Genomic DNA, 24,234 nt, shown 5'->3' on the forward strand with positions numbered 1-24,234 from the left:
CGTTCAGGTCTCCTTTTTTATGAGCAAAATTTATTTTTCTAATGCTGTAAGTACTGCATGACGTGTAGCGCTGTCTGTTTCGGCTGCTCAAGTGGAAACATGTGCCCACCTTCAACTACACTATAATCTATACCATAGGTTTTCTTCATTCCGTCAGGCAAACCTTGTTTATAAAAATGGCTGTTATCTGCGGTGATAAGGTGTACAGGCATTTGAGGGGCTTTTCGTGGAGTACGCCACCACCATGCAGGTACTGTACGGAAAATTTGCGCTTCCACGGCTTTTGGAATGCTGAGGGTCACGCCACCGCGTTTTTCATCAGTGCGAACACCTTGTGCAAAATAATCCTCAAAACATTGCGGATCAAAACTTTTAAATAAACGATTATTCCGTAGTGCCGTATAGGCTTCATCCAAATTTGGCCAATGGTCATTACGCTTCAATGTAATTGCCGCTGGGGTAATTTTATCGACAGCTTTGAGCTTTAATTTTTGCATACCTTCAAAAATGGCAGACTTAGGACCGATTACGAAAGGTGGATCCATAATAATCAGTTGTGAAAACAAATCTGGACGTTTATAAGTCGCCATAAGAGTGACTAAAGAACCAAAAGAATGTCCAAGCCCAATCACTTGTTGTTTTGGAAATTGGTGCTCGATATCTGCTATGACTTGATCGACCAAATATCGCCAATCTTTGGTGATCGGATAGCGCTCATCCATACCAATAAGCGGAATCGCCTTCACATCAAATTGCGGTGTAAAGTAGGATAAAAACTTTCGATAACTTGCAGCAGGAATACCATTGGCATGGGTAAAATGGATCGCGCTTTTCATCTAGAACTCATCCAATCAACTGATGATGCCACATCATAAAGAGATCAATACGATTTAAACAGGACTCAATGAGTTTATCTAGATGACCTCAAAGTCAGTTTGCAGATTATTTTTGTGAACCGACCATTGATTGATTCGGTAAAAATGTTGCGCCACAAGTGGTTTTATCTCCAGCAACCACAACACCTCGCCCCTTTACCGTTGTACTTTGATCTGCCGCGATCGCAGCCACAGTCGAATTACATTTCGGGCAATAATGTTTCATGCCATTTAAATGTACTGCAATACCATTAATCACAAATGAAGTTTCACATTCTGAAACCACACCACCGTGTGACGTTTTACTACCTAAGGTAATTAAGGATTTCATATTTTTATTTTCTTCTAACGAACTGCTGAAATTTGAAGCATTTTAACGGAACTGCCCTCAACTCGCTAGCATCGACGTATAAATTTAACCAAGCCAAAACTTTACTTAACTAAAGCATCAAAACACGACATTAAGACAGTTCGTGAACAATCATTTGATTATGATGCTATCGCTATATGTCCGAATACATTTAATCATTTCACTTTCAGGATTCAATCGATATCAATAACGACAGTTTATGTCGCGATGCCGATTATTTTACTAATCAAAGCATGTATATTGGGTCTAGCAATGAGCATGAAGCAAAGCGCCCCATTTTACAATTTCAGTATTTAACTGAACTTCGAATCAGAACAAGGTGTGTTTCTACACCAAGATTAACTTTAGATCGTTCAAAGATTGAAAACATTATTCAAAACCATTTTTAGTAAATATTTAGACTCAATACGTAGCACAACTTCATATAAATAGCGCAGATAAATAAAGCATAACCATTCTATTTTCAGGAGGTTTTATGATTTTAATAAATGACTTTAATTTAACCCAACCGCAAAAAGTCATGGTGTTAGACCATATACTGGATGACACAACGCTGTTAAGAGAAATACTCGCCTTGTGTAAGACTGCAGACCCAGAGCTCATCGTGGCGGAAAGCAAAGAGGCTGATTTAGTTCTACGCTTATTACCTGAAATACATGATTATTGTGGTGCCATTGCCTTAAAACAGCCGCTATGTAATGACATCGACTTTGATTTACTTAGTGTTCATTATGTAACACGCAGCCAAGCAGAACGAAGTACGATCCAAATTCAGTTAGCAAAAAATCATCCTGACTATACAAAGCTTGATGGCATATTTTATATGTTGGATGAAAATGAAGATTTTGATCAAGCTGTAGAATTGCTGAAGAATAGTTACTTTTTTTATGCCGATGTCGACAATTTAGATTAAAAATAAACAATACAAAACTTAGATTTAGCGTAAATCTGTCGTGATTAATTTTACAGTTATAATTTTAGCCATAAAAAAAAGCACCCTAAGGTGCTTTTTTAATATTCTTAGCTTATGGCTTAACCACTACCATAATTTGAATCGCTTCTGGTGTAACTGCCAAACCATCAAGCAGTGTTAAACCTTCTTTTTGCAGTTTTTGTAAACGTACAATTTCATCTTCACGAATACTTGGGTTGAACTGCTTCAAATAAGTCAAACGGTCAATTTCATACTGCCATTTGCTACCGTAGATTTCTTTGGCTTGTTGTTTAAAGCCCGGTAATGCACCACGCGCAATTTCAAGCGCTTGCGTATAACGCTGTTCAATGACATCACGACGCGCCTTAACCACTTGGCGGCAACTGTTACCATCAAGATGATGTAAATAAGGACGTAAAATTTCAGGTGCAATTTTTTGCGATAAATCCTGACCTTTTTCGCTCAGTAATACACGAACCAACTGTTGTGGCAAACTTGACGGCAAATTCAATGCTTTCGGTGCAACAACATCGACTTTAAACCACACTTCCATTAACACAGAACCTTGCGGTAAAGCGGCCGATTTCAATACAGCAACGTTGGTACTACCAAAGCCTTGCGTATTAATCATTTCCATCACACTTTCAGTGAATGGATGCTCAAGTGTTAAATACTGAGCATCTTCACGAATCTGTGCTTGGTCACGATAGAACGTCGCCGTCATGCCTTCTTCGTCCAAAGTCAGACCCTGAACTTGCATTTGATCTGTTGGCTTGATGATCACTGTACCGTTACTTTGTTCATCAAAATCAATGTTTGTAGACGCCATGAAGCGCTTCATAAACATTGGCAACGTAGTATTGTCGTCGTAGTCTTCAAGTGCAGTCACAATTTCTTGTGCCACGATTGGACGGCAAGAGTTGTACTCAAGTAAACGGTCACGACCTTCTTGAAGTTCAGCTTCAAGTGCTTCACGTTGTACACTCACCGCTTCGAGCAAATCTTCAAACTCTTGACCTTTATCTGCTAACAAACAATCTTTCAGATTGACGATAAAGTTTTCTTGTAAGGTTTGCGCAGTCGGCGAGATATTACAGAAAATATTTAATGCTTCGTTATACCAACGGAACATACGCTCTTGAGCAGTACCAACCAGATAAGGCACATGAATTTGAATACGATTTTCTTGACCAATACGGTCTAAACGACCAATACGTTGTTCAAGTACATCTGGGTTTGCAGGCAAGTCAAACAAAACTAAGTCAGATGCAAACTGGAAGTTACGACCTTCAGAACCAATTTCTGAACATAGTAAAATTTGCGCACCGTATAACTCTTCAGCAAAGTAAGCTGCTGCTTGGTCACGCTCTAATAAGCTCATGCCTTCATGGAACATCGCTGTACGAATACCCGCATGCAAACGAAGTACATTTTCTAAAGACTCAACCACTGGACCACTACGTGCAATCAATAACACTTTTTTGTGTTTCAGGTCTGTACGCAGACGTTCCATCAACCACATCACACGTGGGTCGGTTTCCATCCACGAGCCATCAAGCTGCGCTTCTTCAGGCCACATTTGTTCACGTAGCTTGCCATCTTTAGACCAGTTTTCTGGTGCAGGTAATGGCGCAGGCTGACAGTCACGACCTGGGAAGCCTTGAATCGCTTCACGTGTATTACGGAATAAAATACGACCTGTACCATGACGGTCTAATAACTCATGAATAGCACGAAAGCGTTGTTCTGGCTCGTCAGTAATTCGATGACCTAATAGGCTTTCAATCGCTGCCAAATGCCCTTCTTCGAGTGGCAGATCAGACATCAGCACTTCAGCAATTTTAGCTGTTTGGTGATACTGCTCTTCTTCATCCAAGAAACGATCAAGCGAACTAAAACGTTGTGGATCGAGCAGACGTAAACGTGCAAAGTGACTTTCCACACCTAATTGTTCAGGCGTTGCGGTTAGTAACAAGACACCCGGCGTTTTTTCAGCAAGTTCTTCAACAAGGTCATATCGGTCATTGCCGCCTTCTTCTTCTGACCACATTAAATGATGAGCTTCATCGACCACGAGCAAATCAAAACCAGCTTCAAGCGCTTGTTCACGCAAGTCATCATGGTCGATCATCAAATCGACACTGGCAATGATGCATTGTTCTGTTAAGAATGGGTTGAGGTCTGGATCGTGCTCTTTAATCGATGCTGTACGTGTCAGATCAAATAATGAGAACTCAAGATTGAAACGACGACGCATTTCAATCATCCATTGATATTGCAATGAATCAGGTACTAAGACCAAGATACGTTCTGAACGACCCGTTTTGAGTTGCTGATGAATAATCAGACCTGCTTCGATGGTTTTACCTAGACCCACTTCATCAGCAAGTAATACACGTGGAGCAAAACGTTTACCCACTTCATGCGCAATATACAGTTGGTGTGGAATGAGACCCACACGTGAACCTACCAAGCCACGTAGAGGGCTAGACTTCATATTGGCTTGAAGAAGCAGTGCTTCGATACGCAGGTCATACCATTCTTTATAGTCCACTTGGCTTGCAAGCAAACGATCTAATGGTTTTGCTAACTGAATACTTGCACCAATACGTGTTTCATTCAGTGCTTTACGCTCTTCTGTGCCATCGGCAAGTTTACGTACCGCGTTATAACGAACCACACCACCACGGTCTTCAAGAGATTCAACAATCCAAATTTGACCTTCTTGGTCTTGGACTTCGTCATTTACATTGAAAACAATACGAGATAAAGGTGCATTGTGACGGGCATAGACACGAGTTTCATCACTTTTTGGGAATAAAATGCTGACCGATCGCTCATCAACATCAATAAGAACACCTAAACCCAGTTCCGTTTCTGTATCTGATAACCAACGTTGACCAATAGCAAACTGCTGCAATTTTTCCACCTTTTTCTCAAGTTCGGTCTGAAAATATTATGCTCAAACTGTGAACGTTATTTGAGCAAAAATCTAGACCATAAAGCAATATATTTTGACATAAAGCCCACTAAATAGTGAGCAGAATTCTTAGGGATTTAAATGATTTTCCTAAAATGGGACAGGACAGTGAAATTCCACTGTTTGCTCTGTTTCAGGATGGTTAAAACTTAAACGCTCAGCATGTAAACATAAGCGCGGCATCAGCTTCTGTTGCTCAGGTGTTGCATACAAAGTATCACCAACAATAGGATGACCTAAATATTGCATATGAACACGAAGCTGATGTGATCGACCGGTAATAGGAGTTAAAACTACACGTGTTACGGCTTGCCCCTGAATCTCAAAATGTTCAGTGGCTTTCCAATGCGTAAGCGCAGGCTTATTGTGTGCAGGATCGGCAATATGCAGTGGCGGATGTTCTGGGTCATATATGACCGGTACATCGACAGTACCTTCACCTTCAAGCGTACCCGCAACCAATGCCTGATATGTTTTTGAAGTTTGACGTTCTTGGAACTGGCGTGAAATTCGATTTTGCCCTTGACGGGTTAATGCAAAAACCAAAATACCTGAGGTATCTCGATCCAAACGATGGATGAGCAAGGTATTCGGTTCAATTTTTAATAATCGATTGATAACACAGTCTTGTAAATCTGCTGTTTTTCCCGGAACTGTGAGTAAACCTGCTGGTTTATGGATCACCATAAAGTCAGTGTCACGATGTATCAGGTGTTCGGTTAGAAAATTACTCAAAGTTCAATCCAGTTCTGATCTCGAAAAACAAGGCGGCAATAATAAAAAGCTTAGCCAACAATTACAATGCACAAAGGTATATTTCCCGACGTATTTTCCGATTTAGAACAAAAATAATTCCAATTAGCTTTGTTTAGTCTGTACTGAGCAATTTTTCTAGCAATGCTTTTAAACTTGCATCATCTAAAAAGTCTTCATAACGGATGTTAGCACCATTGGCACGCCACAACCCAATTAAGCTGACCATGGCAATGGAATCGAGCCCATAACTACGTAAATCGATTAAGGGATCTATTTCCAATGCGTCCATATCTAGCTGCTCTGCAATAGCCAATAATATGCCTTTGGCTGACAAAACGAATTCAGTTGGTGCTGACAGATTCCAAAGTCGCATCAAATTATAACTACTCATGTGATGAATACCTTGGCCTGACATGGAGTCCACCCACTGAATATGCTGTTCCTGATTATTTAGCACAATTGCGTCATCAACAATACAGATTTGCTCTGTTACGCTGTATAGATGCGGCAAGATCTGTTTCAGCATAGGCGTGATTTGCCCTGCAAAGATGAGCTGCGGGTGTGTTGTTGCATATTCACCAAGCTGCTGCATGCCTTGAAGTAAATCATCACCATATAAATCGACAACGGGAATCTCTAAGGCTTTGGCTTTATTGGTCAATTGGATCAAATTTTCCATCAACTGCGTATCTTGTATGCCCTGCTGCAAGCGTAAATTTTGTAGGCCAACCAGCACCAATACCGACTGTGTTGATGACAGCTGCCATTTCGCTTGAGATGGTGCAAATTGGATTTTTTTGGGCATGGGATAAAGCATACAGACTCGGTACATAACTCAAGTTGGAACAATTGATATGCTAACGCAGAATCATATCTGAAAGTGACTTTCGGCTACTGATAATTTACTTTTTGGTCAACTTTAAACTTATAGATTTTTTTAATTCTATTAAGTTTATTAGATAAACCTAAGTTTTGGTTTTATTCAAATTCGGATAAAAAATAATCTTGTAAATATTCAAGTGATTTACCCTCATACAGCAAAGAAAAATCACCATCGTGCTCTTCTAAACTTGAGCTGCCATCAATAACACCTAATACATTACTAATTGAATCAATCATTACTTGTCGTAAGATTGAGAAAAAAATTCTCTTATGTTCGTCTGGCAAAGTATTAAAAAAAACTTATTGCTTCAATAAAATAAGGATCTTTTATTTCTGATGGTGAGCGGTCTGTGAACAATCCTTTATAAATTTCTAGGTTTTCGTTAATAATTCCTTTTTTGAGCAGATGAGCTAATTCTTTTGAGTCCATACCTTTCCCTTTATTTTAGTTTCGTATAACAGCCATTTTGTTAAATAGAGGGTATCAGTAAAGGGTTAACCTCTTCAAAAATATTTTGTTCAGGCATTTTTTGGGAGAAATAACCTTCAAATACTAATTAAACTCTTTCTCTCAGTTCATAAAGTTTGTGACGTTTTAATTTTTTGATTTTAAAGCAATCATTCTTATCCAAATGATAGCTAATTTTGCCCATAATTATGCTAAAAATTCTAAATATTTCCCAATGCAATTTTTCAGATGAGTTTTTTTCAAGTTCATAAATACTGCACTCTAAAAGCCGATATTCCTCAATATCCCATAATTGTTCTTCATGGAGTTTTCCTAAAAATGAATCATCATCAAACAAGTCATTGTGGGAAAATTACGTAGGATAGTTTTTTTGCATCCATAAGGATTATTCTTTAAATAACTTAAAATTAACATAATACACGTTATATGAACAGCCAAATTCATGGAATTTTCAATCATCTGTTAACGTAAATCTCTTATACAAAATCTAGCCTATGATTAATCATTTTTTGATATTTTTTTCACTTTAATATAGGCACAGATGCAAAGTAAAACTCCTGAGAATATCCAAACATAAGCACCGACGAGAACAGGTTCACCTTTTTTACCATCTATAAATAAAATGGTGGCAAGACCATAACACATCATTGCTAAAGTTATACAGCTCCAACGAAATGATTTAGGATCATTATCATTTAATAAAAAATATGTAAAAACGAGGGATAGATTTTCCCAAATTGGAAAAACTAAAATAATGGGAAAGATCAAAAATTGTAAAAAAAATGAATATACAAAAAGTTCATATCCTTTCATGCCATCGAATACAGGAAGAAACCATGAGATGATCAGAATTAAAATTGCCATTAATGAAAAAAAAATCGACAATTTTTTCTTTAAAAAAAAATTTCATCATGAATACTTTATAAGTAATTAATCGCAGTTTACATCAAATGTTTCGCTGATATACAGAACATAAAAAAGCCCAACATCCTGTCGGGCTTTTTCGTATTGGTTCGCTTGGCATAACTCCTGTCGTTCCGCCGATCCTTGTGCGATTATTTATTTTTATTCTGCGGAACGTCCTGTTCTCTTATGACTTCATAATATTGAATACAAGAGATTGTGAATATCCGCAAAATTCCTAAAGTCATGTGTGCTCAGGGGTACAAAATTGGTAGATTTTTACTCCAAGAGTTGTCCGCAGAAATTGTGGATAATTTAATTAAGCGCTGGCTTGATAACGCAGAGAAAAACGACAATTTGATCCGATATTGATCAAATTAATTAGCAAGATGTATCAAAATTTCTCAAAAAGAAATCGACTTATTTCCAAGTCGGTTTCTTGTTGTTTTTTATGGGAGTGAATTTTTTAATTGTATGAAAAAACAGGATATTTTTAAAATATTTTCGTATAACCGCTATTATGTTAAATGAACTAAAAATTAGAAGAAATTTCTTTAAATGTAGTGCAGAGTCCGTAGCTGAGGTCTATAAAAAAGGTGATTCAGGTGCAACAAGAAAGGAAATTTTAAAACAAACTGGTAAAATTAATGGAGGTTTATTTGGCGCAAGAATTCGAGGGAGTGTTGGAACTATCATCGGAGGTGTTGCAATTGGTACTGTTGGTGGAACTGTCGGTCTCCATGTTGTAGCTGTTGTTGGTGTTATAGCTGTAGGTTCGACTCTTCTTGGAGGGTATGTTGCTGGTGTAATAGGTCAAGCAATTGTAGAATATGGATATGAAAGATTAAAATGAATACAAAAGATTTAATAGTTATTTTACTTATATTAAGTATTATTCTGTGGGCTGCATTTCATCAAATGGCATCTAAATATATAAATAATAATGATTTTTTTAAAAAAATACATAATGGAAGCGTTTATAAAATTAAATCTATGGATGTGGCTAATATCGAATTAGTTATAACAATGGTTACATTTATTAATTTTATAAATTATTTTTCTGAAAAATCTTTAGAGAATTTTTTCAAGAAAAGAGAATTTTTAATATTTAATAATGTAAATTTAGAAACAAGTATTAATATTATTAATAACCATAAAAAATTATGGTTTTACATAAAGGTTTCATTGTTTTTCATGGTGTTAATTATCTTTTTTACGATTTTATTTTGGATTTATTAGGAATAGATTTAAATCAGCTACTTATGTATTTGTGCAACAAAGTCTATAACAGCCATCATGCTGAGTTAAGCTAAGACGCACTTTAAACAAGAGCTTTAATTTTTATAAATTTTTCGAAATGATCTAATTTATGTTGCAATTCCACCAACTAGCCGCTTTCATTAAGAGCTTAGGATTATCACTTTTATTCTTGAAAAAAGCCTAGAAAGATAAATCAACGTTATCCACTTTTTCTCAATTTTCTCATTACATCCATGAATAAATATTCCTCTTAACTCTTTTCTTATAGTTTTAACTTTCTCTAAAATTAACATAATACACCTTATACGAAATGCTTTAAATTTTATCATAAGCATCAATATCTTAATCAAAGCCGCTCCAGTAAACAGGGCACTGGAATGGCTTTTTTGTGATTAATCACGTTCAACGTATCATTAGCTATAAAACTGACATATACTACTAAAGTTAAGCTTACAAATTTCTGAAGAAATTTTATACCTGAGATAAAAACTTCTCAATCGCCACTTGTGCAATTTCTGCATCTTGAAATGACTTTACCCCAGACACGCCCATTGCACCCACCAATTGCCCTTCATACAAAATCGGCTCACCACCTTCCAACATTCCCGAAAAGGTATCCATAGTCAAAAACCCCATCTGGCCGCCTTTAATAATGTCTTCAAATAATTTTGAAGGACGGCGACTAATCGCAGAACATTTGGCTTTTTCTAAGCATAGATTTGCTGTCATTGGTGATGCACCATCCATACGCTTCATTGCCAACAAATTACCTGTTTCATCCATTACCGCAATGCTGACATTAAAGCCATTTTCTACAGCATAAGCATGTGCTGTGTTTAGTAAAAATTCTGCATCTGCCAAAGTTAAATAATGCTTGGTTTTCATTTAAAAATCCTTTTCTTAAAAAACTGAACTTAAAACAACAAAAAAAGCCCACAGCAGGCTGCGGGCTTTATTCTAAAGCAGAATTTACCGATTTAAATGAAAATTACTTCATTTTGGCAAAAACTTCTTTCGCCATTTCAATGGTAAATGCAATATCTTCATCGCTATGTGCGCTTGAGAAGAAACCGGCTTCAAATGCAGACGGTGCAAGGTTAACTCCACGTTTCAGCATGCCATGGAAGAAAGTGCGGAACGCATCTACATCACATTTCAAAATTGAATCAAAACCTGTGATTTCAGTTTGATCTGTAAAGTAAATACCAAACATACCACCTACTTGCTGAGTAAAGAACGGAATGCCCGCTTCGTCTGCAGCAGCTTGTAAGCCTGCAAGCAAACCTGATAATTTTTCAGTCAAAGTTTCATAGAAGCCCGGCTGACGCAAATGTTTAAACATCTCAATACCGGCACGCATAGCCAATGGGTTACCAGACAATGTACCTGCTTGATAAACCTTGCCAAGAGGTGCAATGCATTCCATCACTTCACGCTTGCCGCCAAATGCACCCACAGGCAGGCCAGCACCAATAATCTTGCCTAAAGTGGTCAAGTCAGGCGTTACACCGTAATGCGCTTGCGCACCGCCAAGACCGACACGGAAACCTGTCATTACTTCGTCAATGATGAAGACAGAACCATGTTCATCACATACATCGCGAATGGCTTGTAAGAAACCGTCAATTGGTTTCACCAAATTCATGTTGCCTGCAACTGGCTCGACAATTACACCAGCAATTTCTGAACCGAACTTTGCAAAGCATTCTTTCAGCATGGGAATATCGTTATATGGCAGGGTTAAAGTGTGTTTGGCAAAATCAGCAGGTACACCGGCCGAAGTTGCTTCGCCTTCACCTTTAGTTAAAAGACCAGAACCTGCTTTCACTAAAAGTGAGTCTGAGTGACCATGGTAGCAGCCTTCAAATTTTACAATCTTGTCACGCCCCGTATAACCACGAGCTAAACGGATAGCAGTCATCGTTGCTTCAGTCCCTGAGTTGGTCATACGAACCAATTCAATAGACGGCATAATTTCGCAAATAATATCCGCCAAAGTTGTTTCATGAACGGTTGGCGCACCAAAACTCAAACCATCAACAGCCGCGTCTTGAACTGCTTTGATAATGTCGGGCTGCGCATGACCTAAAATCATTGGGCCCCAAGAACCGACATAGTCGACATAGCGCTTGCCGTCTACGTCATAGAGATATGCGCCTTGCGCTTTTTCAATAAATACCGGAGTTCCACCTACACCATTAAATGCGCGTACAGGAGAGTTTACGCCGCCAGGAATATGCTTGCTGGCTTGTTTAAATAATTGTTCTTGCTTAGCAGATAAGCTCATAAAAATTCTCTACTTATTCAATCTAAAAAATAAAATTAAGCTTGTTCAGCAAAAAGCTCAGACCATTCATAAACACGACTGCTAACAGCAGACATTGAACGACCTAATACATCACTAATCACAGCACAAAGATCAGCACCTGCTTCAATGACTTCTGCTGAATTTTCTACAGTTAAACCACCAATTGCACAAATAGGTACATTTAGTTTCGCTTTGGCTTGTTTTAGCGTTTCTAAGCCAATATTGCCTGCTTCAGGCTTAGTTTCAGTTGCAAAAATGGCACCAAAAGCCACATAGTTTGCACCGTCTGCAATTGCCTGCTCAGCCAGTTCTAAAGAGTTATTGCAGCTTCGACCGATCAAAACATTTCTAGGTAAGCGTGCTACAGCTTCAACAATTGAACCGTCATCTTGCCCTAAATGGACACCCACACCATATTGAACTGCAGTTTCGAGATCATCATTAATGACAAAAGGCACTTTGTACTGATTACACATATTTTTCATGTATTCAATTTCATAAGCCTGATCTTCCTTTGCCACTTTTTTACGACGATATTGCAAAACAGCAACTTCATAAGTTGCCATCGCGCCTTCAAGCTTGGCTAAAAGCAATTCGATAGGATCATCATTGGTAATGAGGTATAAACCACGCATAGTTCAATCACAACTTAAAACTTTTGAATATTATAACGATTAGGTCTGTGAAATGTTGCTTGGGGCATAAAATTTTAATGCTTTGCTGCTGAGAAAGTTATATTCCTTTTCACAGGACTACTTATATAAATGTTTAATTAAATTTTCTGTAGAAAATGGCAAAAAATACCTATTTTCAGGTATAGAACAAAACTGATACAAATTATTTAATAGTGCACCAGAAGAACTCAAAACTCAGCGCATAAAAACACAACACTTTTATAAAAATAAAAATGTGTAACCTATTAGACTTTTTGGTGCTTGGTAAGAAACGTTTTGGGGAGCGTTCAGAGCATCAAAAAGTCTAGCCTATTTTATAAAAGTTTTTATTGTAATATTTTTCAAATAATAGACTTTTCTAAAGCCATAAAAAAAGCCTAGAGAAGGTCACTCTAGGCTCGGAAAACTGGGGTTTATCAACTATTCATGTTTTATATAAGAAGTAAATAAACAATATGATTATTATTAGACTAATCACTCTAATTTTGCAAGTCATTTACTCAAAATAATCACACCCATATCCATAAAAATTAAGCATTTGATTAATAAACAATTAACTATCAATCTTATCTAAATTGCGGTCTTGTAAGCTTAAGTTCCCCTTCACAATATCAGACAGCATGCGCCAATCGGAAATAAAACTGTACAAAGGTTGCTTAAAACTAGCTGGCTTATTTTTTTCAAAGAAAAAATGTCCGACCCATGCACAGGCATAGCCTGAAACCAGGCCATAAGCAAAATACTTCGGTTGTCTTTTTAAAATTGCTTTTGCAAAGAAATAGAGTCCTATACTGCTGCCTGTGGCATGTAAACGTCGGCTCATGATATTTCGATGTTCAGTCAAATAAAATCGATAAAATTGCGAGTAGTCACGAATAGGTAACTGAAATTCGGGCTTTAAATCTCGATTAAACTCGGGTTGTACTTGTGAATTCATTTTGTGCTCATCCTGAACTTATTTTTAATCAACATAGCTCAAAACTCGCCCACTTTAAAGGCGTAAAATTTTATTTTGTTCCAATGAAAATTGAACTATTGCGAATTATACAATTGATGGAAAATCCATTTTTAAAACTTTTCTTTGGCCAAAATCAGCGCTTTCAAATCAGTCAAGTCTTACTTCTCAACTGTTTTTCGCTACAATCGAAACGCGTTTAGCTCATAGAAAATTTACGTACGATTTAGTTTTTCATTTTTATAAAAATTTAGAGATCGCTTCATGCCAAATTATGAAGTTGTAACATCAGGACAGAAAACCATGGTTGAAGTTGAATTAAAGTTCCAGATTCCAGAAGCACGTCGAACTGCATTATTAAAAGCACTCGATCCAAAAAAATCGGAACAAATTCAACTTAAAGCTAAATATTTTGATACCCCAGATCGAAAAATGGCACAGCAGCATGCCGCTTTGCGTCAACGTTTAGAAGGAACGCGCTGGATTCAAACCCTGAAAGCTGCAGGTAAAAGTCACATTGAACGGTTTGAACATAACTTAGATTTGGGCGAGCATGAACAAGCCCCTGCCCTAGATTTATCGGTCTATGCCAATGAAGCTGAAGTTCAATCGGTTTTAAAAACCACTTTAGGCGATCAGCAGGATTCGTTACAACTTCAGTTTGAAACAGATATTCTCAGAACTTATCGCGTCATAGAGTTTGAAGATGCCAAGATCGAAGTTTGCTTAGATGTCGGCTGTATCCGCAGCAACAGCACAGAAACAGAAGTTCATGAAGTTGAATTTGAGCTTAAAAGTGGCTCTATTCAATCACTCCTTGCCTTTAGTTTTGAATGGGTTAAAAAGTACCATTTATGGTTAGATGTTCGCAGTAAAGCGGAAATCGGGAATTTGCTGGCGTTTAATCAAACTGTGAGTCCAGCAGTTGAGGCTAAAGAATTTCAACTCAGTAAAAAAGATACTGCCGCAAAAAACTTACGACTTTTAATTGCACAGGAAATGCAGCACCTTCTGCCTAATATTGCCGCAATTTCTGCAGGCGTTGCTCAGGCAGAGCACATTACACAAGCTCAGAAAGCACTCCATCATCTACAATTAACCATTTCGCTGTTTAAAGATTGGAACAGTGATATCGTTGAAAAATGGGCATTGCAATTAGGCGCATTTAAACAGCAGTTTGAACAATTACATCATTTTGAGCACATGCAAAATACTTTGGGAGGCTTTTTACAAAACCCAACGACTTCAGAAAATTTAACTAAAGATATTTTGTATTGCAAAGAGAAGTTAGGCAATTTGGTTAAATCGACTCAAAATGTACATCATTATCTTGAGCTTTTAATGTTTAGTTTGAAAGTCGATGATGCGCCGCAGCAACATGATTTTAAATGGTATGCTCAAACAACCCTGCAAAACCAATATAAAGCCCTCCAAGAGGCTTTAAATGATGCCGACATTAACAATTTTGAAAGCTTAGACGTACTTTCTCAACGCATACAAGAGCTTAAATTTAGCTTTCCAATTTTGACGTCGATTTACGATGTAAAAAACTTGCAGAAATATAGTAAAGCGCTCAATGATGCACAAGTCGCGGCTCAGGAATATCAAGTCCTTTCCTCTTCTGCACAATATATTCAGCAAACAGAGCTGGAAGCTAGTGATTGGTTTGTTCTCGGTTGGTTGACTGCAAAGCAAGAAGTTTATGCAGATAAACTTTTAGAAGCGACAGAACAATTCCTTGTCAGCCGAAAACTCATTAAATAAAACCTAAGGGAGATTGAATGAGTCTCCCTTTTTATTTGCGTCCCACATTATTATATAGATATTCATTTATTGGACATTCAGATTCGAATTCGGCTATTTTCAATTCATCACTTCCTTAGTTTGACTCAGTTACATTGAAATATTTTGAGAAGCTATTATTTTTGTTTTTTGAGTAAAAACTTTTAAAATAAGCTATCTGAAAAATTAGATTCAGGGTGGTTTTATGTTGAATAGTCACATACCTGTAATTCATCCCCTATTTTCATTTTCACTTATTTTTATCTTTTTCCCATTACTAAGTGCTTGTAGTGAACAACATAAGCCTGTGCAAAGCACCGAATTAAGGCGCACGGCATCCTTACAAGTAGAAAAGCCGCTTTCTCCAACTCAAAACTTTGATCAGACACGACGAACCTTTAAAGTCTTGCGCAATAATAATGAGGACTATGGTGATGAGTCTTACCAAATCAAAACCAATGCTGGCACACTGAGTATTTACAGTATGAACTTGAATCCGCAACAAGGTCAGTTACTATCTAGCGTCAAGTCCGGAGAATGTCTAACTCTATCGAGTCAAAGCGATAATTTAATTGCGGTTGATGGTTATATCAGTGTAATGGAATTAGGCGACATCAAAATTCACCCCTGCAAATAAACTTCAGCATAGTATTTGCATATCAGTCATTCAAAAAAAACTAAAAAATTGCCTTAAGGCTACGCTGCTATTGGGGGTTTAATTCATGATCCATACTGATTGGGCCTTGTGCTAATAATCCCCATGATTTCATCGCATTACTCACCATACGCTGTAATTGCGTCAAGGCCATACCATCACGTGCTTGTATGGTCATCCCTTGCAATAAGGTCATATAAAAATCAGTCAATTGCTCTGCATGAGCCAAACTTTCAATTTCCGAATTTTGCACGCCTATAGCGAGCCGATCCATAATTTTTGTTTTAGTATAGGCACGACGTTGTTTGAGCTGTTCTTGTACGGTTTGGTTTTGCTGTGAACAATTCATTGTTGCCACCACCACCATACAACCTTTAGGTTTATTGGCTTGTACCAAATGCTGAATACTGTCATATAGGTACAATTCCATCGCAATTTTAGCCGTTTGACCTGCTTGTAGAATTTTTTCTGTAGGCTGAACTTCGTGTTCACTATAGTATTCAATACATTTTTCAAAGAGCGCGGCTTTATCGCCAAATGTGCCATATAAGCTAGGTGCTGTGATATTCAAAGCTTGAGTCAAATTACTGATGGATGTCCCTTCATAGCCAAATTGCCAAAACAACATCATGGCTTTTTCCAAAGCTTGCTGTTCATTAAAACATTTAGGACGTCCACGCTTCTTGACCGAATCGGCTGAATTAGCGTGCTGATTTTCTTGCTTTGAATCATTCATCATAAGCTAACATTTATATTTTATAACGTTCACTAATAAAATAATTGGCGCTCACAATTTAATCAAATAGTTTATTTTTATAACAGTCACTATTAAATTAAATAATTAAGGTGTAACGCTATGAATACGCATGCTACAGCTTTAAAACAAGATGAACAGTTGACGCAGCAGCCTGATGAGTCTTCCCCCCAATCAAGGGAATTGGTTTGCAATCCTCACTGTTGCTATTACAGCTTTCGCACTTGTCACCAGTGAGTTTTTACCCATTGGCGTGTTAAATGCCATCGTTCAGGATTTAAAAATTAGTGTAGGTACCGCAGGTTGGGTGATTACCCTCCCTGGCATTATGGGTGCGATCGCAGCGCCCCTGCTTTCTGTTGCTGTAAAGCAACTTGACCGTCGTATCTTAATGATTGCTTTAACCGTGATTATGGTCATTTCTAATTTTATAACTGGCTTCGCAGAAAGCTTTGCACTGTTGTTGTTTAGCCGTTTTCTACTGGGTATTGCTATCGGTGGATTTTGGGCAACAGCCATAGCTTTGAGTGGACGTGTCGCACCCAGTCATCTCGCCATAGCCAAAGCCACTGCAATCGTCATGGCGGGCGTCACTTTAGCGACGGTATTAGGTGTTCCATTAGGTACATGGCTGAGTGACTGGTTAGGTTGGCGTAGTGCGTTTCAAATCATTGCAGCGATTGGCATCGTCATTTTAGTTTTAGAAATCAAATTTCTCCCAAAACTTCCACCCACTTCGGCTATTCGATTTAGTGATTTACCTGCACTGATTCAACATGATAAAGCACGTAAAGGCCTGATTATTATTTTATTAATTGGTTTTGCTCATTTTTCTTCTTATAGCTATCTCGCCCCATTTTTTAAGAATCATGCAGGCTTTGATGCGACCACCATCAGTTCATTATTATTGATCTACGGTATAGCCGGTTTCTTTGGTAATTTATTTGCGGGTTATAGCAGTAACATCAATATCCGCTATACCCTTGCTTTTGTTGCCTTCAGTTTTATCGTGGTATTTTTTAGCTTTCCACACTTTGCAGTTCATTTATTCGGTGCATATCTTTTAACCGCATTATGGGGATTCACCTTTGGGGCATTTCCTACTACGGCCAATATCTGGATGTTTGTACATGCCCCTGAAGCTGTTGAAAAAGGCATGCCGCTGTATATTGGTATTTTCCAACTCATGATTGCGTGTGGTTCACTGTTTGGCGGCTATATTGTCGATCATTTTAATGCCAATACCTTATTGTATTCGGTGATGATCTTTGTCGCATTTGCCATAGTGGCTATATTCACTTTAGGGCGTGGATTAAATAATCCGAAGCTTCCTTGTACAGCGAACTAAGTCCACGCTCTAAGTGATATCGTCAATACATTTGATTAACGATATTTCCCAAAGATTTTCCACGTATTGTTATCGGCTAAAGGGTCGCTATAGCTATCACTACGGGCTTTACGTGGTTTGTCACGGGCATCCACCAATTTAAAGTCGTTTTCGACACTGAGAACAATGCCATTCACATAAAAACGGGTACGGGTGTATTCACTTTGTCCATGTTGAAATACATAGGTTCTGAGGTCAATAAATTCACGGTGTGCGACCAAAGCTGCCGTATCATCGCTGTCTAGCCATAGTCGCATCGCTTGAATTTGATCTGCTTCAAATTGCCCACATTTTTCAACTAAGCTGGCAATACCACGAAAGGTTTTAGATTCTTTCGCACGTGTTTTGTTGATTCGAATACGATCCACGTGAAAATAAAAAAGCGGCAGATTCAAATGACTCGGCAAATGGACTGCATCGAGGACTTCATCTTCCATAAAGGGCTGAAATAAGTCCTGAGCACGTTCAATTAAGCCAGTCCACTGCGCATAATATTCGGCTACTTCAGATTGTGTACCATAATAAATGGGCAGCCCTTCTACATTGGCTAAGGTTGAGGGCGGCCAAACATTTTGTCGAAGTAATGCAATATCACTTTTCAGACTTTGCACTGCGATTGCATCTTGCATGGGGTATTCCACTTTACTTAGGCTATTTTTTTAGATTAAGTCAAAGGTTTAGTTTCTGCAAGGCTTTGCCTATAATACTGCATTAGATTTTTATGCTAGGACACATTCATGGTTCAAAAGATTGAAGCTACTGATGTAACCGAAGAAGAAGCGTTGAATGCAGCTTTCTTTGAACGTGCGGATGAATTTATTAAACAAGCCAATGAATTTTGTCGTGTTGAAAAAGGTTCTCAAGTCAAACCTGCAGAAATGCGCGGTCAAGTGAGTGCTGCCATGTTATTTGGTACTGCTCGCTTTAATACTTGGGTTGCTGCAAATGGCTTCAAAGATGGCAAAGAAATGCGTGATGCCAAAGATCAAGTGATGTCTTATATTCTTCAACAATTTCAAATGATGCTTGAAGATAATTATGATGAATATTGCGAACAGTTTGAAAACTATCTTCGCTTCCGTCATAACGAAGAATTCCATGCAAATAAGCATGATCACGACCACGATCATCAGCATTAATCAAAAGCCCTTCGGGGCTTTTTTTATACAACTTCTCTTTCACAAAGCTTTGATTTAATATTTAGTCATAACGTTGTATTTTCATCATTCATGCTATTTTCAGTGCCTCGCGTATTCGAAAATACAATGAAATACGCAAGAAATGGACATGGTTTTAAGGACAAGGATAGCAATGCAGACGCTCGATTTTGCCATCGTGGATTCACATATACATCAATGGGATCCATACAATACCCCACATGCCGCTTCACTTGCCGTGAAATTATTGGGTAAACATCCCTACTTGCTCGACAAAATGATGCGCTTAGTTAAGCCGCAAGAGTTAATTGACACAGTTGGTTTGACCAAACATGTGACGACACCGTATTTGCCTGAAAATTATAAGCAAGATGCAGGACATTATCAGGTCGATCAAATCGTACATGTAGAAGCGAGCTGGCATGACCATAAAGGTAAAGGGGTAGTTGGTGAAACCAAGTTCATTGAATCCTTAGACTTTAACGCTCAAAAAATTAAACTTGGCGCCATAGTCGGCACTGCAGACCCATGTGACAGTAGTTTTAAGAAAATTCTTAAAATGCATAAACAAGCCTCCCCACATTTTCGTGGCATACGAAAAATGGCAGCTGTACATGAAGACCCAAAAGTTCATGCATGGACCAATGAGCCCCATCTCTATACCAATAAAAAATTTATGAAAGGTTTTGAAGCTCTTGCTCAAATGAATTTAAGTTTTGATGCATGGGTTTATTCAGACCAAATTCGTGATTTAACCGCTTTAGCACGTGCTTTCCCTGAAACATCTATCGTTCTGGATCATTTTGGGACACCTGTCGGTGCCTTTGGACCTGTCGGCTCACATACAGGCTTAACCCAAACTTCACGTGACAATATCTTGTTTCGTTGGAAAGATGATTTAGCTGAACTAGCAAGTTGCCCAAATGTTTATACCAAAATGTCTGGATTATTCATGCCGGTGCTGGGTCATCAGTTTCATAAAGAACAACGCCTTGCATCCAAACAAGAGATTTTCGATTGCGCCTTTCCGCTTATTTCTCATGCTCTACAATGCTTTGGGAAATACCGTGTGATGTTTGGCTCTAACTTCCCGATGGATAGTGTGAGTGCATCCTTGGTGAATATTATTGACGCCTTTTCAGATGCGGTCGCGAGTTATGATCATGATGCACTGACTTTAGTCTTCCAACAAAATGCCCGTCAGTTCTACCGCCTATAAGTTCGTTAAGATAATCTTGCAATCAAGTCATACAATGCTGCTCAAAAAAAATCCTCCAGATGGAGGATTTTTTTATTAAGTTTATTTTTGAGTAGATTTTACAGCTTGACCATATTGGTCGGCCATCACCTCAACCAAACGCTCAGGTTGAATATATTTTTTGATGACAGCATTAACATCCGCTTTGGTCAAACTAGCAATGCGTTGATCACGCTTTTCACGATAGTTTAAATCACGACCTTTTTCTAACTGTGGAATCAACATGCTATGAATGCGACGGTCATCTTCAAGTGCAGTTAAACGCTTTTTCAAAATACTGGCTTTGGCTGCTTCTACTTCCTGTTCCGTCACGCCATTTTTCAATAAGTCTTGCAACACTTTATGAACAGACTGAGAAACTTGTGCTGATTTACCCGCAGTGTAGTTTGCATCAATACTCAGTACACCTGAATTCACCCATTCATCAAAATTAATGTCTGCACTAAAACCATAAACCAGTGCATTCTTTTCACGTAACTCTTGAGCTAGACGTGAAGACAACTGTGAATCGCCGAGTATGTGGCGTAATACTTGTAACGCAGGAGAATCGGTATGCTCTACACCTACAGGTAGAGTCATAATGGCTTGGTAACTACCAAACTCACGCTGTTCAGACAATGCATGCACTTTCTGTGCAGGATACGCTGTAAATGTAGACTCTAAGCGTTGATATGGCTCGCTGGTTTTCCAATCTGCAAATTCTTTTTTCAGAATTTTTTCTATTTGCTTGGTATCAAAATCACCTGTTACCGCAATTTGTGCATGCTGTGTTTTAAAGAATTTTTGATGTAACTGCTGCACTTGATCACGTGTAGCTGACTCAATTTGTTTTTTCGCAAGTTCAGGTTCGAAGTGATAACGAATATCCCCCGGCTGATAGATCTCAACAATACGCGACAGAGTCATTGCTGCAACGGTATCAGGCTCTGTATAAGGTCGATCCAAACTCGACAAACTTTGCGCTTTGATTAAATCAAATTGTGACTGTTCAAATGCTGGCGCTTTAATAACATCAATGACATATTGCAAAAATTCAGCAAACTTTTCTTTACGTGCAACCACTTGAATTATGAGGCCATTATCATTTGCACTGACCGTTGCACCACCACCAACATCAATAATTTTATCGGCAATTTGCTGTAAACTTTGATCTTTAGATGCACGGAACATGAGATAAGCTGTCAAATCTAGCAACTCACCTTTATTCATTAAGCTTTGCGCTGTACCAAAATCCAATGCAATCGTAGCATAGGTCTTGTCGTCACGGGTTTTAGTTGGAAACAACGCATACTGAATGCCGTTTTTAAATTTAGCGCGCTGAATCTGCTTTTCTTTCTGATTTAAATATTGCTTAGACTCTGCAACATATTGCTTCACTTCAGCACGATAAACACTCGCATCTTTCAATGGCTCTTCTGCAAGCGCTTGCTGATCTAAAGTTTCAGCAGGTTTTGACGCAGCCTGTTGCTGTGCTTTCTTCTGGTCTGCAGGTGTCGGTAGAATATTTCCTGTGACACGGTATTCGGGCTTTAGAAAATCCTTATACACTTGATTCACGTCGCTTACACTCAGCTTTTGTACTTTATCTAAGTCTCGGAAATATTGAGACCAGTCCCCGTTATAAGCCACAGTATAAGAACTAAGACGCTCGCCAAGTGCTGTTGCGCTATTTTTGACATTGTCAGCCATATTTCGAGTCAGGCTTTTAACACGGTTTAGCTCGACGTCATTAAAGGCTTTGTTCTGCTCCACACCTTGTGCAAGACTGGTTGCCACTTTGTTTGCATCATGACTTGGGCCATATATCGCCCCCATAAACACCAAATTAAAATCTTTATCTAACCATGTGGTGGATTGAACTGCGGTTGCTGTCCCTGTTTCTACCATGGTTTGATACAAATGCCCACTCGGCTGTAAGGTATACAAGGTTGGAGATATCGCCAAAGCAGTTTTAATCGGTTCAACTGCACCATTTATATAAATATTAAATTTTCCAAAGTCACTACCCTTATGAACAGTAAATTCGCGTTGCTTTAATTTCGTTCCATCTAATTTAGGGACTTTGGCCTGTTCAGGAATTTGACGTGCGGCAATTGGGCTAAATTGTTGATCAATTTGTTTTAATACAGCCGCTTTATCAAACTTACCAGAAATCACCATCACTGCATTATTTGGCGCATACCAACGGCGATAGAACTGGTTTAATTCGTTCATATTGATCGATTGAAGTTCTTTCAAATCACCAATCGGTAAACGACCTAAAGATTGATTGCCATAGGCTTCTTTTAAAACTTGGTCGATTAACACTGAAAATGGCTGATCTAAACGAATTTCACGTTCACGCTTAACGATATCAATTTCTGTCGGTACAAATTTTTCCTGAAGTACCAATTTGTCCATCCGTTCTGCTTCCAAATGCAAAACTTGATCGATTGAACTTTGTTCAGGACGAATCACATTGGTGTATTTCGTTGAATAATAATCCGTACTGGCATTGGTCATCAGCGTGAATTGGTCTAAGCGACGCTGAAATTCATCACCTTTGACATTTTCAGTGCCTTTAAAGGCCAAATGTTCGAGCAAATGTGCCAAACCACCTTTGCCCGCAGGGTCATTTAAAGAACCCGTGAAATACACCGTATTCATAAACACTTTGCTTTCTTTATCGTTTTGCGCCAAAACCACACGAAAACCGTTATCTAATTTATATTCTTCAATGGTTTGTTCAGTTTTAACCAATACAGGTTGAGCAAAGAGGCTTGTACTTAAACCTGCAAAAAAAAGTGAAAGCGTTAAATGTTTAATACGCATGTAATTCAAGTGTCCTTTATATTTAGCATCGATCAGCGTAGTGCTGTCGATCAGATTGGTTTTGATTTTATGCTGAGCTTTTCTGGATTAATAGTTACTTTTTATTAAATACATGCTTCAGAATGAGACAGCATGTATTTGATTTATGTTCAGATATAAATGTCAGACTGCATATGCAAACACGCATAGCCTGAGATTTCTATACGGTCATTTTCAAGCATTTGACAGTGTAACTCACCACCACGACTCGATGCTTGATACGCCAAGATTTGACGTTTTTCTAGACGTTCTGCCCAAATAGGCACGATTCCAGTATGAATAGAACCTGTAACAGGATCTTCATTGATGCCATTACCCGGTGCAAAATAGCGTGAAATGCAGTCATATTGCTGGGCTGCCGCAGTGATTGCAACATCAGTGATCGTACCCGGCGCTGTGATGGCGGTGCGGATTTTGCCAAGACGTTTTAAAATTTCAAAATTCGGTTGTTCGTCCAAGACTTGTTGTGCCGTTTCATATTCCACGATATACGCCTGCGCATTCAAATAAACCTGCTTAAAAGGTTGACTCAACCCTAGACGTAGCTCTTCAGGATATTCGCTCACGACCTGTGCCCGACGCACAGGGAAATTCATCAGAATTTTTCCATCTTCAGCTTTATTTACACTAAAAATACCGAGATTTTTGACATGAAATTGGATATTTTTTTCAGCCGTATAAAACTCAAAAAGCACATAACTACTGGCCAATGTCGCATGTCCACAAAAGTCCACTTCAGTGGTCGGTGTAAACCAACGAATTGCATAATTGCTGCTGTCAATTTTTTTCACAAATGCAGTTTCAGATAGATTATTTTCCAAAGCAATCTGTTGCATCAAGTGTTCATCTAACCATTCATCCAACACCAAAACCGCCGCTGGGTTGCCTTTAAATAACGCTTGGGTAAATGCGTCAACTTGATACATTTTCATTGATAGAACTCCTGATTTAGTGATTTATATTAAAGGCTTTTGAAAATATTTCATGCGTTATATGCTATGTAGCAACACTTTTTAATAAAACAT

General features: G+C 38.3%; 23 protein-coding genes and 1 pseudogene. 8 read left to right on the plus strand and 16 right to left on the minus strand.

The window, feature by feature from the left end; all coding sequences use genetic code 11:
* Positions 1-38: 38 nt before the first annotated feature.
* On the minus strand, positions 39-836 hold the full coding sequence (locus FTU62_RS10860) for an alpha/beta fold hydrolase (protein WP_180102653.1): 798 nt from the start codon (positions 834-836) through the stop codon (positions 39-41).
* A 106-nt stretch (positions 837-942) separates the two neighbouring features.
* Complete coding sequence (locus FTU62_RS10865; RefSeq protein WP_111883851.1) at positions 943-1,206, minus strand: PAAR domain-containing protein; 264 nt, start codon at positions 1,204-1,206, stop codon at positions 943-945.
* A gap of 514 nt (positions 1,207-1,720) precedes the next feature.
* Here FTU62_RS10865 and FTU62_RS10870 point away from each other — a divergent pair.
* Positions 1,721-2,158 carry a hypothetical protein gene (locus FTU62_RS10870; protein WP_180102654.1) on the plus strand — a complete coding sequence of 146 codons (438 nt, stop codon included), beginning with the start codon at positions 1,721-1,723 and terminating at the stop codon, positions 2,156-2,158.
* Positions 2,159-2,270: 112 nt separating this feature from the next.
* On the opposite strand, the gene rapA is transcribed toward FTU62_RS10870, so the two are convergent.
* The 5 genes from rapA to FTU62_RS10895 form a co-directional block, all read right to left on the minus strand.
* Positions 2,271-5,108, minus strand: coding sequence for an RNA polymerase-associated protein RapA (rapA, locus tag FTU62_RS10875; protein ID WP_180102655.1), 2,838 nt, complete (start codon positions 5,106-5,108; stop codon positions 2,271-2,273).
* Positions 5,109-5,249: 141 nt separating this feature from the next.
* Positions 5,250-5,894 (minus strand): RluA family pseudouridine synthase, encoded by a 645-nt coding sequence (locus tag FTU62_RS10880; RefSeq protein ID WP_180007926.1) that lies wholly within the window; start codon positions 5,892-5,894, stop codon positions 5,250-5,252.
* 133 nt (positions 5,895-6,027) lie between these two features.
* Positions 6,028-6,732 carry a phosphopantetheine-binding protein gene (locus FTU62_RS10885; RefSeq protein WP_180102656.1) on the minus strand — a complete coding sequence of 235 codons (705 nt, stop codon included), beginning with the start codon at positions 6,730-6,732 and terminating at the stop codon, positions 6,028-6,030.
* 161 nt (positions 6,733-6,893) lie between these two features.
* Positions 6,894-7,034, minus strand: a complete 141-nt coding sequence (locus tag FTU62_RS10890) for a hypothetical protein (protein ID WP_180102657.1) — start codon at positions 7,032-7,034, stop codon at positions 6,894-6,896.
* 52 nt (positions 7,035-7,086) lie between these two features.
* Positions 7,087-7,227, minus strand: coding sequence for a hypothetical protein (locus FTU62_RS10895; protein WP_180084264.1), 141 nt, complete (start codon positions 7,225-7,227; stop codon positions 7,087-7,089).
* Between the two features lie 1,462 nt (positions 7,228-8,689).
* Between FTU62_RS10895 and FTU62_RS10905 the strand changes: the two genes are divergently transcribed.
* Together FTU62_RS10905 and FTU62_RS10910 are read left to right on the plus strand one after the other, a co-directional pair.
* Positions 8,690-9,022, plus strand: coding sequence for a hypothetical protein (locus FTU62_RS10905; RefSeq protein ID WP_180102659.1), 333 nt, complete (start codon positions 8,690-8,692; stop codon positions 9,020-9,022).
* A complete protein-coding gene (locus tag FTU62_RS10910; protein WP_180102660.1) occupies positions 9,019-9,408 on the plus strand; it encodes a hypothetical protein in 390 nt (129 codons plus the stop codon). Before FTU62_RS10905 ends, FTU62_RS10910 begins: the two co-directional genes overlap by 4 nt.
* An 82-nt stretch (positions 9,409-9,490) precedes the next feature.
* Here the strand turns inward: FTU62_RS10910 and FTU62_RS10915 are convergent.
* From FTU62_RS10915 to FTU62_RS10935, 5 genes and pseudogenes are all read right to left on the minus strand, one after another.
* Positions 9,491-9,695 (minus strand): annotated as a pseudogene (locus FTU62_RS10915) (DUF6500 family protein).
* Between the two features lie 205 nt (positions 9,696-9,900).
* Positions 9,901-10,314 carry a heme-binding protein gene (locus FTU62_RS10920; protein ID WP_180102661.1) on the minus strand — a complete coding sequence of 138 codons (414 nt, stop codon included), beginning with the start codon at positions 10,312-10,314 and terminating at the stop codon, positions 9,901-9,903.
* Positions 10,315-10,417: 103 nt separating this feature from the next.
* Complete coding sequence (gene hemL / locus FTU62_RS10925; protein WP_180102662.1) at positions 10,418-11,716, minus strand: glutamate-1-semialdehyde 2,1-aminomutase; 1,299 nt, start codon at positions 11,714-11,716, stop codon at positions 10,418-10,420.
* Between the two features lie 35 nt (positions 11,717-11,751).
* Positions 11,752-12,372 (minus strand): thiamine phosphate synthase, encoded by a 621-nt coding sequence (thiE, locus tag FTU62_RS10930; protein WP_180102663.1) that lies wholly within the window; start codon positions 12,370-12,372, stop codon positions 11,752-11,754.
* Between the two features lie 592 nt (positions 12,373-12,964).
* Positions 12,965-13,348 (minus strand): DUF962 domain-containing protein, encoded by a 384-nt coding sequence (locus FTU62_RS10935; RefSeq protein WP_180084259.1) that lies wholly within the window; start codon positions 13,346-13,348, stop codon positions 12,965-12,967.
* Between the two features lie 321 nt (positions 13,349-13,669).
* Here FTU62_RS10935 and FTU62_RS10940 point away from each other — a divergent pair, with 321 nt between their 5' ends.
* Positions 13,670-15,130 carry an inorganic triphosphatase gene (locus tag FTU62_RS10940; RefSeq protein ID WP_180102691.1) on the plus strand — a complete coding sequence of 487 codons (1,461 nt, stop codon included), beginning with the start codon at positions 13,670-13,672 and terminating at the stop codon, positions 15,128-15,130.
* Positions 15,131-15,353: 223 nt separating this feature from the next.
* Positions 15,354-15,785, plus strand: coding sequence for a hypothetical protein (locus FTU62_RS10945; RefSeq protein ID WP_180102664.1), 432 nt, complete (start codon positions 15,354-15,356; stop codon positions 15,783-15,785).
* A 67-nt stretch (positions 15,786-15,852) separates the two neighbouring features.
* On the opposite strand, the gene FTU62_RS10950 is transcribed toward FTU62_RS10945, so the two are convergent.
* Entirely contained in the window at positions 15,853-16,542 is a 690-nt protein-coding gene (locus FTU62_RS10950; protein WP_306670175.1) for a TetR/AcrR family transcriptional regulator, read from the minus strand.
* Positions 16,543-16,714: 172 nt separating this feature from the next.
* On the opposite strand from FTU62_RS10950, the gene FTU62_RS10955 reads away from it, so the two are divergent.
* Positions 16,715-17,905 (plus strand): MFS transporter, encoded by a 1,191-nt coding sequence (locus FTU62_RS10955; RefSeq protein WP_180102665.1) that lies wholly within the window; start codon positions 16,715-16,717, stop codon positions 17,903-17,905.
* A 35-nt stretch (positions 17,906-17,940) separates the two neighbouring features.
* Here the strand turns inward: FTU62_RS10955 and FTU62_RS10960 are convergent, their stop codons facing one another.
* Positions 17,941-18,573, minus strand: coding sequence for a hypothetical protein (locus tag FTU62_RS10960; protein ID WP_180023861.1), 633 nt, complete (start codon positions 18,571-18,573; stop codon positions 17,941-17,943).
* 108 nt (positions 18,574-18,681) lie between these two features.
* On the opposite strand from FTU62_RS10960, the gene FTU62_RS10965 reads away from it, so the two are divergent.
* Positions 18,682-19,083: a DUF3144 domain-containing protein gene (locus FTU62_RS10965; RefSeq protein WP_078188837.1), complete on the plus strand. Its 402-nt coding sequence runs from the start codon at positions 18,682-18,684 to the stop codon at positions 19,081-19,083.
* A gap of 172 nt (positions 19,084-19,255) precedes the next feature.
* Entirely contained in the window at positions 19,256-20,320 is a 1,065-nt protein-coding gene (locus tag FTU62_RS10970; protein ID WP_180034735.1) for an amidohydrolase, read from the plus strand.
* Between the two features lie 81 nt (positions 20,321-20,401).
* On the opposite strand, the gene FTU62_RS10975 is transcribed toward FTU62_RS10970, so the two are convergent.
* Together FTU62_RS10975 and FTU62_RS10980 are read right to left on the minus strand one after the other, a co-directional pair.
* Positions 20,402-23,170, minus strand: coding sequence for a pitrilysin family protein (locus FTU62_RS10975; RefSeq protein WP_180102666.1), 2,769 nt, complete (start codon positions 23,168-23,170; stop codon positions 20,402-20,404).
* Between the two features lie 149 nt (positions 23,171-23,319).
* The gene (locus tag FTU62_RS10980; protein WP_180102667.1) at positions 23,320-24,141 is read right to left on the minus strand and encodes a PhzF family phenazine biosynthesis protein; all 822 of its coding nucleotides are present in this window, start codon (positions 24,139-24,141) and stop codon (positions 23,320-23,322) included.
* Positions 24,142-24,234: the final 93 nt, after the last annotated feature.

Source organism: Acinetobacter sp. YH12126, assembly GCF_013418745.1.
GTDB lineage: Bacteria > Pseudomonadota > Gammaproteobacteria > Pseudomonadales > Moraxellaceae > Acinetobacter > Acinetobacter amyesii.